The sequence below is a fragment of the Holophaga foetida DSM 6591 genome (genome assembly GCF_000242615.2).
Lineage (GTDB): Bacteria > Acidobacteriota > Holophagae > Holophagales > Holophagaceae > Holophaga > Holophaga foetida.
Map to the genome: position 1 here is coordinate 3,300,624 of NZ_KI912268.1, position 15,720 is coordinate 3,316,343.

17 protein-coding genes and 2 tRNA genes are annotated in these 15,720 nt (G+C 62.2%); 2 read left to right on the forward strand and 17 right to left on the reverse strand.

The window, feature by feature from the left end; all coding sequences use genetic code 11:
- Nucleotides 1-107: 107 nt before the first annotated feature.
- The 4 genes from HOLFODRAFT_RS0214890 to deoC form a co-directional block, all read right to left on the reverse strand.
- A tRNA-Asn gene (locus HOLFODRAFT_RS0214890) sits at nt 108-182 on the reverse strand.
- Between the two features lie 48 nt (nt 183-230).
- Complete coding sequence (locus HOLFODRAFT_RS0214895) at nt 231-815, reverse strand: GTP-binding protein (RefSeq protein WP_005034513.1); 585 nt, start codon at nt 813-815, stop codon at nt 231-233.
- Nucleotides 816-828: 13 nt separating this feature from the next.
- Nucleotides 829-1,326: a roadblock/LC7 domain-containing protein gene (locus tag HOLFODRAFT_RS0214900; RefSeq protein ID WP_005034515.1), complete on the reverse strand. Its 498-nt coding sequence runs from the start codon at nt 1,324-1,326 to the stop codon at nt 829-831.
- A 53-nt stretch (nt 1,327-1,379) separates the two neighbouring features.
- Nucleotides 1,380-2,204 (reverse strand): deoxyribose-phosphate aldolase, encoded by an 825-nt coding sequence (gene deoC / locus HOLFODRAFT_RS0214905; RefSeq protein ID WP_005034516.1) that lies wholly within the window; start codon nt 2,202-2,204, stop codon nt 1,380-1,382.
- A gap of 103 nt (nt 2,205-2,307) precedes the next feature.
- On the opposite strand from deoC, the gene HOLFODRAFT_RS0214910 reads away from it, so the two are divergent.
- Nucleotides 2,308-2,397: transfer RNA gene (locus HOLFODRAFT_RS0214910), tRNA-Ser, on the forward strand.
- A 173-nt stretch (nt 2,398-2,570) separates the two neighbouring features.
- On the opposite strand, the gene HOLFODRAFT_RS25585 is transcribed toward HOLFODRAFT_RS0214910, so the two are convergent.
- The 4 genes from HOLFODRAFT_RS25585 to HOLFODRAFT_RS21615 all read right to left on the reverse strand — a co-directional run bounded on the left by HOLFODRAFT_RS25585 (nt 2,571) and on the right by HOLFODRAFT_RS21615 (nt 5,596).
- On the reverse strand, nt 2,571-3,110 hold the full coding sequence (locus HOLFODRAFT_RS25585; RefSeq protein WP_005034518.1) for a hypothetical protein: 540 nt from the start codon (nt 3,108-3,110) through the stop codon (nt 2,571-2,573).
- Between the two features lie 132 nt (nt 3,111-3,242).
- Nucleotides 3,243-4,418: a phospholipase D-like domain-containing protein gene (locus HOLFODRAFT_RS0214920; RefSeq protein ID WP_005034519.1), complete on the reverse strand. Its 1,176-nt coding sequence runs from the start codon at nt 4,416-4,418 to the stop codon at nt 3,243-3,245.
- 9 nt (nt 4,419-4,427) lie between these two features.
- The gene (locus HOLFODRAFT_RS0214925) at nt 4,428-5,282 is read right to left on the reverse strand and encodes a M48 family metalloprotease (protein WP_005034521.1); all 855 of its coding nucleotides are present in this window, start codon (nt 5,280-5,282) and stop codon (nt 4,428-4,430) included.
- 11 nt (nt 5,283-5,293) lie between these two features.
- Complete coding sequence (locus tag HOLFODRAFT_RS21615) at nt 5,294-5,596, reverse strand: HPF/RaiA family ribosome-associated protein (protein ID WP_005034523.1); 303 nt, start codon at nt 5,594-5,596, stop codon at nt 5,294-5,296.
- Between the two features lie 95 nt (nt 5,597-5,691).
- Between HOLFODRAFT_RS21615 and nhaR the strand changes: the two genes are divergently transcribed.
- Nucleotides 5,692-6,582, forward strand: a complete 891-nt coding sequence (gene nhaR / locus HOLFODRAFT_RS0214935) for a transcriptional activator NhaR (RefSeq protein ID WP_005034525.1) — start codon at nt 5,692-5,694, stop codon at nt 6,580-6,582.
- Between the two features lie 4 nt (nt 6,583-6,586).
- On the opposite strand, the gene tsaA is transcribed toward nhaR, so the two are convergent.
- The 9 genes from tsaA to HOLFODRAFT_RS0214980 are packed head-to-tail and all read right to left on the reverse strand — an operon-like array spanning nt 6,587 to nt 15,667.
- Nucleotides 6,587-7,084, reverse strand: a complete 498-nt coding sequence (gene tsaA, locus HOLFODRAFT_RS0214940) for a tRNA (N6-threonylcarbamoyladenosine(37)-N6)-methyltransferase TrmO (protein ID WP_005034527.1) — start codon at nt 7,082-7,084, stop codon at nt 6,587-6,589.
- A 42-nt stretch (nt 7,085-7,126) separates the two neighbouring features.
- A complete protein-coding gene (locus HOLFODRAFT_RS0214945; RefSeq protein WP_005034529.1) occupies nt 7,127-8,893 on the reverse strand; it encodes a radical SAM protein in 1,767 nt (588 codons plus the stop codon).
- A gap of 47 nt (nt 8,894-8,940) precedes the next feature.
- Nucleotides 8,941-9,990, reverse strand: a complete 1,050-nt coding sequence (locus HOLFODRAFT_RS0214950) for an ABC transporter substrate-binding protein (RefSeq protein WP_005034531.1) — start codon at nt 9,988-9,990, stop codon at nt 8,941-8,943.
- On the reverse strand, nt 9,972-11,027 hold the full coding sequence (locus tag HOLFODRAFT_RS0214955) for an ABC transporter substrate-binding protein (protein WP_005034532.1): 1,056 nt from the start codon (nt 11,025-11,027) through the stop codon (nt 9,972-9,974). The genes HOLFODRAFT_RS0214950 and HOLFODRAFT_RS0214955 overlap by 19 nt, the downstream gene beginning before the upstream one ends.
- Before the next feature lies 1 nt (nt 11,028).
- On the reverse strand, nt 11,029-12,039 hold the full coding sequence (locus tag HOLFODRAFT_RS0214960) for a FecCD family ABC transporter permease (RefSeq protein ID WP_005034535.1): 1,011 nt from the start codon (nt 12,037-12,039) through the stop codon (nt 11,029-11,031).
- Entirely contained in the window at nt 12,036-12,827 is a 792-nt protein-coding gene (locus tag HOLFODRAFT_RS0214965) for an ABC transporter ATP-binding protein (protein ID WP_005034538.1), read from the reverse strand. Before HOLFODRAFT_RS0214965 ends, HOLFODRAFT_RS0214960 begins: the two co-directional genes overlap by 4 nt.
- 5 nt (nt 12,828-12,832) lie before the next feature.
- Nucleotides 12,833-13,861, reverse strand: coding sequence for an ABC transporter substrate-binding protein (locus HOLFODRAFT_RS0214970; RefSeq protein WP_005034541.1), 1,029 nt, complete (start codon nt 13,859-13,861; stop codon nt 12,833-12,835).
- 10 nt (nt 13,862-13,871) lie between these two features.
- The gene (locus HOLFODRAFT_RS0214975) at nt 13,872-14,657 is read right to left on the reverse strand and encodes an ABC transporter ATP-binding protein (RefSeq protein ID WP_043485831.1); all 786 of its coding nucleotides are present in this window, start codon (nt 14,655-14,657) and stop codon (nt 13,872-13,874) included.
- Nucleotides 14,657-15,667: a FecCD family ABC transporter permease gene (locus tag HOLFODRAFT_RS0214980; protein ID WP_005034544.1), complete on the reverse strand. Its 1,011-nt coding sequence runs from the start codon at nt 15,665-15,667 to the stop codon at nt 14,657-14,659. Before HOLFODRAFT_RS0214980 ends, HOLFODRAFT_RS0214975 begins: the two co-directional genes overlap by 1 nt.
- Nucleotides 15,668-15,720: the final 53 nt, after the last annotated feature.

The following is a 15,720-nucleotide window of genomic DNA, read 5'->3' on the forward strand; positions in this document are numbered from 1 at the left end:
TTAATCGCGAGCCGCTGGCGGAGTCCAGGCTCACAGCAACATGCCGCCTCATCTGGCCACCTTTTGCCTCAAACCAAAAAAGCCCACCATTTGGTGGGCTTTCTTACTGGCTCCGGCGGAGGGATTTGAACCCCCGACCGATCGGTTAACAGCCGATTGCTCTACCCCTGAGCTACGCCGGAATGGGTAAACTCCACTCTACCACGCCCTTTGCAAAGGTCAAGCAGTGATCAGCCCTTCTGGAGGTCCATGAGGATCTGGCGAGCGGTGGCCTTGAGGGTGTCGATGACGCCGATCCCCCGGCTGGCCACGGCCTCAATCATCGGTTCACTGCGGAAGCGCAGGAGCTGCTCCATTTCCTGGGCGGAGGCGGCAGTGGGCATATCCCGTTTGTTGAGCTGGAGCACGTAAGGGATGGTGCGGATATCGAACCCGTTCTCTTTGAGGTTGGTGGCCAGATTGGCGATGGATTCGATGTTTGCCTCCATCCGCGCTGCCTGGCTGTCTGCCACGAAGATGACCCCGTCGCAGCCTCGAAGGATCAGCTTCCGGGAGGCGTCGTAAAAGACCTGGCCAGGGACTGTGTAGAGGTGGAATCGGACCTTGAAGCCTTTGACGGTGCCCATGTCCAGGGGGAGGAAGTCGAAGAACAGGGTCCGGTCGGTTTCCGTGGCCAAGCTCACGAGCTTGCCCTTCTTCTCGGGGTTGGCCTGCTCGAATATCCATTGGATGTTCGTCGTCTTTCCGCAGAGACCCGGACCGTAGTAGACGATCTTGCAGTTGATCTCTCTGGAAGCGTAATTGATGAAGGTCATGAAATTACTCCGGTCAGTCTCCGAAGAGACGATCGATGTCTTCGTCGGTGATTTCCGTGAAAGGGCTCTCGAATTTGGCGTTCTCGCCGCCCTGGTCCTGGGCTCTGTGCTCTACACGCTCGAAGATTTCCTGGAGTTCCCGACTGGCCTTCTTCACGCGCAGTCGCACAAGGGCAAGGCTGGAATTCTGGTCGAAGATGACCACCAGAATGCCGCGCTTGCCGACGATGGAGATGTGCAGATTGTCCTTTTCCCCCTCATGGAAGAGGAGGCTGAACTCCTTCTCGCCAATGAGCTTGGCCAGGCCGTCGGTGGCCGCCACGTTTCCGGCGGTGAGGGAAGCCAGGCTGGTGGCGTCGATGCTGCGGACCTCCCCGGCGGCGGCGATCTGCTGACCGTTCTTGTCCACCAGGAAGACGACTTTGCTCGAGGAATCCACCTGGAGTCGGCCGATGATCTCCTGGAGTTGCTTGTACTCCTCCTCGAACATGACGAGATCGAGTTTGGCCACAATTTCCTCCAAAGGCGTTTCTGTTCATGAGCATACCGCACTCCTGGGGGGAATCAGTAAGGGGATTCCTGACAGGTGCTGAGCATCGCCAGCGAGGCCGAGACTCCCAGGCGCGTGGCACCAGCCAGGAGCATGCGCATGGCCGCTTCATGGGTGCGGATGCCTCCGGATGCCTTGACTCCACAATCCGTCCCCACGGCTTGGCGCAGCAGCATCACATCCCCGGGCGTTGCTCCTCCGGTAGAGAATCCGGTGCTTGTTTTCACGAAGTCCAGGCCCTCTTCCCGGGCAAGGCGGCAGGCCAGGCGCTTTTCTTCGTCTTCCAGGAGGCAGGTCTCCAGGATTACCTTCAGGCAGGCGGAGCCTGTGACCCGGCGGAGTTCCCGGAATTCGGTTTCCACTGCTCGCCACTCTGCGGACTTGGCGTATCCCAGGGCCATGACGAAATCAATCTCCCGGGCACCCTGTGCCAGGGCATCTTCGGCTTCCCGAGCCTTGGTGCTCAGGGTGTTGGCTCCCAGGGGGAAGCCGATCACTGTGCACACTCCGATGGCACTCCCCTCCAGGAGGCTGGCGGAGCGCTTCACCCAGACCGGGTTGACGCATACCGAAGCGAAGCCGTGTTCCAGGGCCTCGCGGCAAAGTTGATCGATCTCTCCTTCTGTGGCTGTAGCCCTCAGGAGGGTGTGGTCCAGGAGGTGGGCGATGTCCGGACGGGGGGGCAGGTCGGCTAGCGGCAGTTCCTGAAATCCTTTTCCCGTTCGCAGCAGGCACTGTTCCCCGTCGCAGGCCAGAAATTGGGGCACCCCTTGGGGGAGCGGACGCCCTTCCATGCGTTTCAGGATTTCCGAGGCCAGGGTGCACAGGTTAGAGGACATACCTTCATCATCCCTGTCGTTCCCACTCCCCGCAATCCCAGCTCTTGGCGACGGCCCACTTCCGTGTTAACCTACTTCTTCCCGCGTAATACGGGATCGACCTGGAGAGTTGTCCGAGTGGTCGAAGGAGCACGATTGGAAATCGTGTAACGGGGCGACCCGTTCAAGAGTTCGAATCTCTTACTCTCCGCCAAATGCCCTGGAACCAATAGGTTCTGGGGCTTTTTCTTTGCCTGGGAAAGAAGCTAACCATCCGCGCACGGGGTTGAAAAGACATCCACAGGGTAGGAAAAGTGCAACATAGGTGCAAGCTTGAATTGGGTATAACCTTCTGTATTTCTGTGCTTGTCGGTGTGGGCCACGTCTTCAGCCCATCATGTCCAGGACGCTGGTGAAGGCGGAACTCTGGGCGGACTGGATGAGGCTCTGGACGGCACTGGCGTCGGTGGTGTCGATGCTTGAGGCGGCTTCCTTGGCGGAGGCTGTGATGGTACTGGCCAAGCCGCTCTGTTGATAGTTGTAGGCCACAAGGGCCAGGGTCGCATCGGAATTGATTGCTGAACTTGAGAAGCTGTTCGAGCCGGAGGTCCCGAGGCTGGCCAGGAGGCTGGCGGTGCTGGTGGCATCTGCGGCAGTGCTGCTCAGTGATGCGAAGAGATCCGAGGAGGCGCCGTTCGCCGTGGCGGCAGCATAGATGCTGCCCACGAGGGAGGGCAGGGTGCTGGCGCTGCCTGCCACTGCCGTCAGGGAGTCGGAGCCCAGGAGGCTGCTCGTGCTGCTGCTGTTCGAATAGGCCGCTGTCAGGGCCTGGAGGACGGCAGAACTCTGACTGCTGGTGGACGTGGAACCCTGCAGGGCGGAGAGATAGCTGTATAGACTCAGTGAACTGGCGCTTCCAATATCCATAACGCCCCCTTGGGCACTCCATAGTGGATCCATCGGCACGGATCATCCAGGTGATAAGGCACTATGTTGGAAAAATGAGTTGGGTTTTGTCGGGGGACTTACCTGGGTGTTCCATCTCGCCGAGAGCTCCGGTCATAGCCAGGGCCAAAGGGCATAGAACACCCTCTGGAGCGTCTTCCGCCAGAAGGGCAGGGCGTGCCACTGTTCCAGATCCCATGGGAGGCTCCGGCTCCGGTCCCGCTCCAGGGTCTCCTCGATGATCCCGGCCAGGGTGCGGCTTCGGAGCACGAGGTTGAGCTCCAGGTTCCGCCTGAAGCTGAGGGAGTCCAGGTTGGCGCTGCCAAGGATCACGATTTCCTGATCCAGGACCGCGGCCTTGGTGTGGAGCATCCGTCCCTGCCGTTCCCAGATCCTGGCCCCCACCCGGAGGAGGCGCCCGAAGGTGGCTCGGCTGGCGGCCTGGACCGCCGGGTGGTCGGAAGTGCCCGGCAGGATCAGGTCTGTTTCCACGCCCCGGCGGATCATGCGTGTCAGAGCCCGCAGCACCTGTGGATCCGGGACAAAGTAGGCACTGGCCACCAGGGCCCGCTGCTTGACTTGGCGCAGCACCACCAGGAGGTGACGGCGGATGGGCTGGCGGCCGCGGTTCAGGCTGGAAACCACCTGGATGGGCACCCTGGGGATCCAGGCCTGGGAGGGGAGCTCTTCCGTGCTCGCCGGCAGGTCTTCTGTGGAGAAGGGCTGGCCCTTGGCTCGGGTCCAGGAGGCCGCGAAGTCCAGGCTCAAGTCCTTCATGACAGGACCCATCAACTCAAGGCCCAGGTCCCGGTAGTGATTGGGATTGACTTCACTGTTGTAGTCATCGGCCCAATTGGCGCTGCCCACCACGGCTCTCCGGCCATCGGCGATGACCAGTTTTCGGTGGTTTCGTCTCATCCATGAGCGCCAGGGGAAGCGGATGCGTATGGGGTGGTAGAGGCGCACGTTCAGTCCGGCCTTCCTGGCCTCCTGTATCAGGGCTTCGGATGCCCAGCTTCCGAAGTGGTCCACGATGCCCCGCACCTGGACCCCTCTTGTCTGGGCATCCTTCAGCAGCTCCAGGAGTTCCCGCCCCGTCTGGTCGTCGGTCCAGATGTAGGTTTCGAAGTGGAGGGTCCGGGTGGCGCCCCGGATCAGGTTCCGGCTGGCTTCCAGGATCTGGCAGCCGGATTCCAGGAGCTGGACGGCATTTCCATCGCTGGCGGGCAGGCTATTCCTGGCCCCGTGGGCCTGGAGACGTCGCCAAAGGCTCTGGATTGGACCGGACATGCTCTGAGTCTAACGGACTCCGATCATGGCCCGGAGCTTGGCCGTGCGCACGGGGATCGGGGGGTGGGTGCTGAACCAAGTCATGACACCTCGACCGCTGAAGGGGCTGGCGATCATGAGGCTGGCGGTGGCGGGGCGGGCAGTGAGCCCGGCGGGCATCACGTCATGGCTGTGCTCCAGGCGCTCCAGGGCGCGGGCCAGACCCTCGGGGTCGCCGGTCAGGTGGGCCGCCTCCTCGTCCGCCAGGAATTCCCGAGAACGGGAGATGGCGAACTGGATGAGGGTGGCGCCGATGGGGGCAAGGATGGCGAAGGCCAGGGCGGCGATGGGGTTCATGCCCCCCTCTTCGTCGTCCCGGCTGCCACCGCTGAACATGGCAGTCCACTGGAGGATGCTGGCCAGGAGGCTGATGGCGCTGGCCATGGCTGCGGCCACCGTGGCGATGAGGATGTCCTTGTGGGCGATGTGTCCCAGTTCATGGGCGATGACCCCCTGGAGCTCCCGTCGGGGCATGGTATCCAGGAGCCCTTCGGTGAAGGCCACCACGCCATGGGCTGGGTTCCGTCCCGTGGCGAAGGCGTTGGGGGAGGCGTCGGGGATGATGCAGATCCTGGGCTTGGGGATCCCTGCGCGGGCGGCGAGCTGGGTCACCTCTGCGTGGAGCTGGGGGGCTTCCTGTTCGGAGACCTCTCGGGCGCGGTGCATGGCCAGGACGATCTTGTCGCTCCAGTAGTAGGAGCCCAGGTTCATCACCAGGGCAGCCCCGACAGCCAGGATCATCCACCCTTGGCCCATCTGGGCCCCAAGGGCGATGAGCAGGGCGCTTACCGCGCCCAGGAGAAAGATGGTCTTGAGCTGGTTCATGGTCCTTTCCTTCAGCGATGGTGGTCCAGGGTGCGGTTCACGTTCCGGCCTGCGCGACGGCTGGCTTCTGTGATGGCGGCGTAGGCGTCTGATCTTACTGCCTCCGCGAATTGCAGCTGTCGTCCCATCAGGTCGACCTGGATCCGGCAGAGCTTGTCCTCGCCGCCCCGGGGGCCGTTCAGATCGCTGAGGCGCACAATGACGCTCCGAACGGCATCGGCCCTTCGCGCCAGCATCTGATAAAGGTGTTCAAAAATGAAGGTCTTGAGGGCTTCGGTGAGCTTGAATCCCATGGCCTTGATCTCAATTCTCATGGTGCACTCCTCAGGTTTTATGATGCAGAGGGTCAATGGATATATCTAATAGATAAATATGTATAAATACATCTATAAAGTAGATAGATTTGGGGATGGATTGGCTCAACTACCACCACCTTTACTACTTCTGGATCATTGCCCGTGAAGGTTCGGTGACGGGCGCCGCCAAGCTCCTGAATGTCTCCCAGAGCGCCCTGAGCACCCAGATCCGCCAGTTGGAGGATTCCCTCGGGGAGCGGCTCTTCGAGCGCTCAGGACGCAAGCTCATTCTCACGGATGCCGGTCACCTGGCCCTGCGGTACGCCAAGGACATCTTCAAGCTGGGGCGCGAGTTCCAGAACGAACTCAAGGGGCGCCCCACGGGAAGGCCCCTGCGGCTGGTGGTGGGCATCTCGGATGCGCTGCCCAAGCTCATGGTGCATCGGATCCTGCACCCCGCCCTGGAACTGCCGGAGGCTCTGCGTCTGAGCTGCCGGGAGAGCGGACTGGTCACCCTGCTGGGCGCCCTCTTTGAGCACGAGGTGGATCTGGTGCTTTCCGACGCCCCCTATGTGCCCCTGGGGGGGCCCCGGGCCTTCAACCACCTCCTGGGGGAGTGCGACGTGACCTTCTTCGGGGAAGCTTCGCTGGTCCAGCGCTATGCCAAGCCCTTTCCCGCCTGTCTGGACGGGGCCCCCGTGCTGCTCCCCGCCGAGGGAGCGGTCCTGCGCCAGTCCCTGGACCGCTGGTTTCAGCAACAGGGACTGGAGCCCATCATTGCTGGGGACTTCGAGGACAGCGCCCTCCTGAAGGCCTTCGGGGCCGCCGGGGAGGGCTTCTTTGCAGCCCCCGCCGCCATCGCCCCGGACGTGGTCCGGCGATACCAGGTCCAGGCCATCGGGCAGGCCGAGGGGCTCCGCTTCAGCACCTATGCGGTTTCCACCGAGCGTCGGGTCTCCCACCCAGGCCTGGCGGCCGTGCTGGGGGCAGCACAGCCGATGTGAGGCCCTACTTCTTGTAGCGCCTCCCGCGGGCTTCGATGTCCCCTTCGGCCACCTGGTCGTTCCAGCCGCCCTTCGCGCCCTCGGGGCTGTCGAAGCGGGGGAAGAATGGCTTGATATCCAGCACTGGCGTTCCGTCCAGGATGTCCACGTCGAGGAGGTCCAGGACAGGGCCCCGGCGCCCCGCCAGGCGCACGATGCTGAGGCCGATGGGATTGGGACGGGAGGGGAAGCGGGTGGCGAAGATCCCGTGGGGGTTCGGATCCATGAAGGGCTTTACGATGAGGGGGCCTGGTTCGGAGCGGTGCAGGTGGTAGATCAGGATGAGATGGGAAAAGCCCTCGATGTCCTGGAGTCCTTCCTCAAGAGAGGGCAGGAGCTCCAGGGTGGCCGGGCAGCCCTGGGCGAAGAGGGGCTGGATCGGGGTGGCCTCTGGATCCCTGTGGGGACTGCGCACGAGGCCGATTGGACGCAGGACGAGTTCCTCTGGGGGGGCTGAATGCATGTGCTTATTCTATTGTGAAAGTGGGTGGATGACCTCAGGCCTTCATACTCCATCGGACCCCAGCCTCGTGGGGGCGGGGGGGATCGATCGACTCTTCCGGACTGCGCGGAATGGGACTTTGAGGAACCTGCTGTAGAAGTCCTCGCCAATACGATCCATGTCGAAGTGGAACAACTCCGGATGGATGAGGTTGGCCATCTGCATCAGGCCAAGGATCCAATCGGGTCGGCCCGAAGCCGGGAAGGGGTGCAGGTTGTGGATCCGGCCTCCCCTGGAGGCTTTGAGGTCCAGGTGGTGGTGGGAGCAATACGCTTGGACATCCTCCACAGGGAAGCCCATGCCTCCGCTGCTGAGAATGATGTCCGGGTCCAGTTGGCGGAGGGTTTCATCCTGCAATGCCACACCCGGGGTTTCGTCCCGCAGGAGATCCTTGTTCGCGCAGCACCCCCCGGCGATCTCGACCAGGTTGCATTCGAACTTGTCGCCGAACACCGCCACGAGGGGATGGCCCAGGGAAAAGTAGACATAGGGCCTGTCCGCTCCTTTCGCCTGTTCCCTGATGAAGGCCACCTTGTCCTCGATGTAGATCCTGAGTTCCTGCGCTTCCCGGGTCCTTCCCGCGAGCTGGGCGTAGTGATCCACGGTGTCCAGGTAGGAATCGATGGTCTTGGTCCTCGCATAGAGGTCCTTGATGAAGTCTGTCTCCAGGATCTGGTGCAATACCGAGGCTACGACTTCCGGACGCCGCTCCCCAAGGAAGGCGAGTACGGTCTGAATCGACTCCAGGCTGCTGATGGTCTTGTATCCGCCGAAGAATCCAAGGACCTGCGCCCCGCTCTCTTTTTCAAAGGCTCCGATGACCGGCAGGGTGTGTCCGCACCCACAGGTGCCGCCATCCCGGTAGCCCGAGACATGGGCGCACATCGGGCCATTGAAGCCCCTCTGGATGACGCTCTCTCCACATTCTGGACAGTAGGTATCCAGGAAGGAGGTGCCGGGAGCGTTGAAGAGGTAGACGAACTTCAGCAGCTTTCCGAGTTGCTGGCAGAGGTGCTCCGCCTCGCGGATGGAAGGTTCTCCGGATGCCTCCGCGGTCCCGAGGGGGATGAAGCGCATGACCTGGAAGGGAATGTCTCTTGAGACCGCAGCGACCCGTCGGGCTGTTTCCAGGAGCTCATCCTCATGTCCCCGGACATAGACCGCCGCCACTTCCGTGGCCACGCCGTATTCAAAGCTGGCTTTGAGGTTCCTGAACATGGGGGAGGCGGAGGTGGCGCCGAACTGGGCATAGGTCTCGTCGGTGCAGCCCTTGATTCCAAGATTGATGAAATCGATGTGCTGCAGAAGCTCCTGGAAGGCTGTTTCCGTGAAGTACCCGTTCGTGGCGCACCCCACAAGCAGACCTTGGCTCCTGGCGAGCGTGGCGACCCGCTTGAAGGTGGGAAAGGAGACCGCTGGTTCGTTGAAGCAGAACATGACGCCCCTGCAGTTCTCCTCCATGGCCTTGGCCACGATGTCCTCCGGGCTGGTTCTCCGGACGGCAGATTCAATGGCGACAAGGCTTTCTGTGAGAATCCAGGAAACGCAGCCGCTGCATCGGAAGTTGCACCCGATGGTGCAGACCTGGAGGAACTTGCTCCCGGGATGGTAGTGCAACATGGGCATCGACTCGATTGCAGAGGGCACCATCACCAGATACTGGTCGGGGAAGCGCTCCGAGATCACACCCTCATGGTTGGCATACATGCCGCAGACGCCAGAGCCCCCGTTGGGGATGCTGCATCGGTTTTCACAGGTGGGGCATTCCATTTGAGCTCCGTCATGGACGCAGGTGTGGGACCCGCCGTCGTTTCTGGTCAGACCGGGCCGAGGCCGTTCAGGATGCGTTCCGCATCCTGGGGGGAGAGCCGGATGTGATAGATCTCGGCGTAGAACTTCCTCATTTCCTGGACGAGATCCCAGTCCTTGAACAGGGCCGGGTGGAACTTCTTTGCCAAGAAGAGGGGGAGCAGTGCCGTTTCGCAGCTGGTCATGTCCCAGTAGAAGGCCCCGGCTGGAATCCGGTAGATCCTCCCGGTCCGGTAGGCCTTGATGGTTTTGGCCGGGAAATCCCTCTGGGGGGTGTTGAAGGCCCCATAGGAGCCGAGCAGGACGATATCGGGATTCCACGCCAGGATGCTCTCCAGGTTTACCTGGGCGAAGTATCTGGGGAGCTGCCTGGGAAGGTATATGCCGCCCGCAAGTTCGGTGTACCACCGCATGTTGGTGTTGCTGCCCTGGGTGGAGCAGAGATCCGTCGCCTTGCCGTAATAGACCTTGGGCTTGCTGGACTCCGGGATCCTGGAGGTGATGGCCTGGACTCTGGTCATGATGGAGTCGAAGTAGCGGCAGTAGCTTTCAGCGCGGATTCTTGCATCCGATCCGAGGAGTTCGCCGAAGAACAGGATCTGTCTCTTGAACTCCTGGTTGAACCGGTCTGGGCTGGAGGGCACGAAATCGTTGTTGAAAGGGCAGATGGCTGCGATGCCCGCCTGCTTTATCCTGCTGACATCGTAGTGACCCTTGGGGTAGATGACGAGGTCGACCTTGAGCTTCAGGAGCCTTTCTACATCTGGGACGGTGCCTGCGGCAGCCGTCGGAACCCCCTTCAGTTCCGGATAGAACCTGTAGGCCCATGGACTGGCCTCTCGGGGCATCAAAGCGATTCTCGACCCTCTGCTGAGCATGGCGATCTTGTCATAGGCGGGATGGTAGAAGCAGGCGATTCTTCCCGGATTGACGGGGACATCAACTCTTTCCCCCTCCAGGGTCGTGATCTTCCTGGTCTCTCCTGCTTGGGCCAGGGGGGCGAGCAGCAGGAGAAGGGCGAGCGCGCTTCCCGCAGCCTTCACAAAGGGGGCAGGCATTGCAGAATCCTTTCAGCATCCTTGTCGGAAACGGTCTTGCCATAGACCTCGGAATAGAAGGTCCTCATTTCCTGGACCATGTTCCAGTTCCTGAACTGCTCCGGGTGGAGCTGCTTGGCCATGTAGATGGCGAGCAGCACGCTTTCCCCGCTGGCGTAGTCCCAGGCGAAGACGCCCGTGGGGAGGACATGGACCCTCCCGCTCCGGGTGGCCCGCATGGCTGCCCAGGCAGGGCTCTTGAAGGTGCTCCCGGGCGTGCTGCCCCACCCGCTGAGGAAGATGACGTCTGGATTCCACGACAGCACCTGTTCCAGGTTGGCGGCGGTGAAATTGGCGTCGATGGCCTGGGGCAGGAAGCGGCCGCCGGCGATCTCCGTCATCCAGTGCATGACGCTGGCCTTGCCCTGGGTGGCCAGGGGATTCCCGAACATTCCTCCGTAATAGACCGAAGGCCGCTTGCCTGGGGGGATTTTTGAGGTGATGGCGAGAATGGAACCGATCTTCCTGTCGAAATAACGACAGTAGTTTTCCGATCTCGCCTTGGCATCCGGTCCCAGGAGATCACCGAAGAATCTGACCTGTCGCTTGAAGTCGGCCAGGAAGTCGCTGAGGGTCCTGGGTCTCTTCTGGGCGGAGAACCCGCAGGCCGTATGCAGGCCCGCTGCCCGATATTTCTCGGCTTCGCCAGGGTAGGGGGCGTACAGCACCAGATCCGCCTTGAGGCTCAGCATCCGTTCCACATTCCCGGTGAAAGGGGCCTGGACCGTCTGGAGGTTCCTGGTCTCTGGATAGAGCTTGGCGGCCCATGGACTCGGTTTCATCGCCAGGACCAGGCAATCGCCCTTCCCAAGCATGGTGATCCGGTCCGAGGAGACCCCATGCATGCAGGCGATCCGCTTGGGTGTGACGGGGACCTCGACCTTCCGGCTGTCCATGTCCGTGATGATCCGGGTGCCCTGGGCCCGGATGGGGGAACCGGTGCCGCCGAGTGCGGACAGCGCCAGGGCAAGGGCGAGTGATGCGGTTCTGCACTTCATTTCAGGCCTTCCATGCGTTGTTCTGTTTCATCAGGAGGTACCCGAGGAGCGGTGCGCCGATGAAGGAGGTGACGATGCTGATCGGGATTTCCCCGCCGGGCAGGAGGCGTACGACGGTGTCCGTGGAAAGCAGGAAAAGGGCGCCCAGCAGGGCTGAGAAGGGGACCAGCTTGCCGTGGTCAGGTCCCACGATCAGGCGGGCAATATGGGCGACGATGAGGTCCACCCACATGATGATTCCGCATGAGGAACTCCCCGCCGCCACGATGAGGGTCGCGAAGAGCATGAAGAGGATCCTCATGACTTTGACGTTCACCCCCATGGACAGGGCCTCTTCATCCCCCAAGGCCAAGAGGTTGAGCTTTCCCCGGAAAGTCAGGATGACGCCTATGCCGATGACAATGATCGCCATTGCACGGATTACCTGGGTCCAGAGCACGTTGTTCAGGCCCCCCATGGTCCAGAAGACGATGGCGGGGAGCTGCTCATTGGGATCAGCGATGTATTTCAGGAAGGAACTGGCCGCCATGAAGAAGGTGGACACGATCACCCCGGCGATCACCAGTGTGGTGAGGGTGTTGATTCCGCGTCCACCGATGGCATAGACGATGGCCACGGCGGCAACGGCCCAGAAGAAGGCCGAACTCTCGATGGAGATTGCGGATTTACCGAGGAAGATGATGGCCAGGGAGGCGCCGAAGACCGCTCCGTGGGTGACACCGAGAAAGGATGGCGAGACCAGCGGGTTCTTCATGATCCCCTGGAAGACCACGCCACCGACCGATAGGGCCGCTCCCGCAAGGATGGCCATGAGGACCCTGGGTAGCCGAACGGACCACAGCACCATGGCCGGGGTGGCCAGATCTTCGTTCGGGGCGCACCCTGCAAACTTCGCAGCCAGGACCTTCCAGAGGGTCTCGAGGGAGATGTGGTACTGCCCCGTCGTGAGCGCGAATCCCACGCAGGCCAGCAGCAGGAGGGCGACGAGGAGGAAGGCGCTCGGGATCCTCATATCTCGTACACCGGCGTGACATAGCTAGCCCCGCTGTCCGTGCGTCCCATGTGGATCTTCATGTCATAGGTGGACTCCAGGGATTCCACATGGAAGACCTCGTCCCGCAGCCCCTGGTAGCGAACCCTTCCCTGGTTCAGCATGATGAGCCGGTCGCAATACACTCCTGCGGCGTTGGGGTCATGGAGCGTCATGATGGTCGTCAACCCCTTCTCCAGGGTGATGCGCCTGATGCACTCCAGGACGGTGTGCTGGCGCTTGAAGTCGAGGTGGGAGGTGGGTTCATCCAGAAGCAGGATGCCCGTCCCCTGGAACAGGGCCCTGGCGATCAGCACCATCTGCTTCTCGCCACCAGAAAGCTCGTTGTACCTGCGGGGAGCCAGGTGCTGGATGTTCAACTCCTCAAGGACTTCGGTGGCCTGATGCCGATCCTTCATCTTCGGGATGCCCGCGAGGCCGAAACGGACGCTGCCAGCCATGAGCACCATCTGGAGCACTGAAAAGGCGAAGACGATATTCAGTTCCTGGGGCACGACGGCGATCCGTCTGGCGATCTCCTCCCGGGGGAGCTTTGCGATCTCCCGGCCCTGGACGGTGACGCGACCGGACCGGGGGCTCAGGAGCCCGTTCAGGCACTTCAGCAGGGTGGTCTTGCCCGATCCGTTCGGCCCCAGAAGTCCGCACAGCTCTCCGTGGTTGACCTGGAAGCTGACCTTGCGGAGGATCTCCCTTTCCCGGTAGTTGAAACAGAGGGCTTCCGCAGTCAGCGCTTCATCACCTGGTCTCATGGTCTTCATTTCCGGTAGATCACGTTCTGCATCTGGGCGTCGGACACCTGGGCTCCCAGGAAGAGGGCGTAGAAGTTCCGGGCCTCCTTCACGATGTCCACCGGGTAATCCTTCGGATAGAGGCTGTGCATCAGCCACTGGATTCCCAGGATCCGCATGAAGGAAGGGGGACGGTCGAACCAGTTCAGGGGGCTGCGGGGAACGAGGTAGATCCGCCCCTCCTTCACCGCCTTGACGCGTTGCCAGGCCGGATCGGACCAGACCCGGTAGTAGAAGGTCGGCTCCTGAACCACCAGGACATCCGGGTTGTAGATCATCACCTGTTCCAGGGAGACCTTCTCCATGCCGACATGGCCGGAGGTGTGGCAATGGTGCACATTGCAGTCGCCGGCCAGCTTCAGCAGTTCTGCGTGGAGGGAATCATTGCACTCGGTGGAGAGGCCGTCGGGTCCCTCGGCATAGTAGACCTTGGGGCGTTTGGCCGGGGGGATGCGCTTCAGCGTGGCCTGGACCTTGTCCAGGGTCTTCTGGGAATAGGTGGCCAAGCGCTCACAGCGTTCCTCCCGACCCAGGAGCTTCCCCAGGAACCGGAAGACCGCTGGGTAGCCCTCCAGATTGTCCAGGATGGCAGTGGCGCCGGGAATGCCGAACTTCGTGAGGGCCTCGTCGGAGTCTTTGGTGAAGGAGCGGTTGCTTTCGGCCCAGAGCAGGAGGAGGTCGGGCTTGCTCTTGAGGAGCACCTCCAGGTTGGTGTTCGCACCGCCGCCGAAGCGACCGCCGATGACTGGCAACTTGTGGACAGCGGGACTCAGGAATGGCTTGTCCTCTTCCTTCAGCTGGAAGATCAGGCCGGACATCAGGTCCGGTGCCACGGCAAAGAGCATATAGGAGCCGTAGGGGGTCGGGGCGTAGATCCGCCGGATCTGCTGGGGAACCCTGACGGTGCGGCCCGCCATGTCCACGATGGTGCGGGTCTGGGCATGCAGGGCGACACAGGCACTCAGGAGGATGGACGGCCAGGAGGGCAGGCGCATGGGCTTCCTTTCAGCAGGCGATGGGGCGAAGGCGCAGGCCCGGCACGCAGACCCTGATCCCGCTCTGGACATGGAAGAGGCGGACATCCACGCCGTAGATCGCCTCCAGGCTCTCGGCGTCAATGGTTCCGGCGTCCCCGTCCCGGAGGATTTGCCCCTGGCTCATCATCACGACCCGGTCCGCCACGGAAAGGGCATGGTCCGGGTGATGGGTGGAGAAGATGAAGCTGAGGCCCCCCTGGGCGAGGGTCTGGAGGCGTTCCAGGAGTCGGACTTGGTTGCCGTAGTCCAGGCCGTTGGTGGGTTCGTCCATGATGAAGACCTGGGCCCCCTGGGTCATGGCCCGGGCGATGAGGGCCAGTTGGCGCTCTCCGCCGCTGACCTGGGTGTAAGGGCGACGCGCCAAATGGAGGATGCCCAGGCGCTCCATGGCCTCCCGGGCCTGTTCCCGGTCCTCACGGCTGTAGGGGCTGAGGAAGGAGGCATGGGGCATCCTGCCCATGAGCACCACGTCCTCCACCTGATAGGCGAAGGCCTCCCGGTGGACCTGGGGGACATAGGCCATCCGCTTTGCCGCCTGACGATGCCCCAGGCTCTGGAGATCCACGCCGTCCAGGAAGACCTGGCCATGGGCGGGCTTCAGGAGCCCCAGGAGCAGCTTGAGGAGGGTGGTCTTGCCGCTGCCGTTGGGCCCCAGGAGGGCGGTCACGCCCCCTTCGATCTGGATATCCACCTTCGAGATCACCGGGGTGCGGTGGTATGAAAAGCCCAGGTTCCTTGCCGAGAGGGTTGCCATCATTGCCATCCTTTCCGTGCGTTCTTCATGACGAGCAGGAAGAAGGGGATGCCCACCAGGGAGGTGACGATGCCGATGGGCACCTCCACCGTGAAGAGGGTTCGGGAGAGGTCGTCCACCAGGAGGAGGTAGCTGGCCCCCAGCAATGCTGAAACCGGGAGCAGGGACTCGTTGTTGGGCCCCACGAGCATCCGGGCGGTGTGGGGGATGATGAGGCCAACCCATCCGATGATCCCACCCAGGACCACGGTGAGGGTGCTGATCAGGGTGGCCAGGAGGATCACCAGACCCCGGATCCACTCGACATGGACCCCCAGGCTCCGGGCCTCCTCGTCTCCCATGCTGAGGGCGTTGAGCTGCCGGGAGAGGAGCAGGAGCCCCAGGATCCCGAGGACGATGGGGACACCCATCCGCAGGATGGTGGCCCGGTCCGCCAGGGTGAGGTTGCCCATGAGCCAGAAGGTGATGTTGGGGAGCTGGGTGTAGGGATCCGCCAGGGTCTTGACGATGGAGACCAGGGCCGTGAAGAAGGCGCCGCTGATGATCCCCCCCAGCACCAGCATGAGGGTGCTGCGGACCTGATAGATCCGGGCGATGAAGAGGGCAAGGACCACCGCCGCGATTCCCCCCAGGAAGGTCGCCGTCTGGACCGCGAACCAGCTCTTGAGGAAGACCATGCCCAGGGCCGCCCCGAAAGAGGCGCCAGCCAGCACCCCCAGGAGGCCGGGGGAGACCAGGGGATTGACGAAGAGGGCCTGGTAGGATGCGCCGGAAACCGACAGTGCCCCCCCGATGAGGCAGGCGTTGAGGATCCGTGGGAAGCGGATCTGGAGGACGATGTTCTCCAGGAGGGGAATCCGTTCCGGCTGCACATGGCCCAGGCCTGTCACCTTCCAAGCCAGGAAGGCCGCAACCTCTCCCACGGGAAGGGGGTACTTGCCGAGGGAGAGGGAGACAAGGGCGATTCCCAGGAGGAGGGCGAGGAAGATCAGGATGGGAATGGGCTTCATGGGGCGGCGATCTGTATGCGTTATATCTTCTTGAATATAACGGTTGTCAAAAA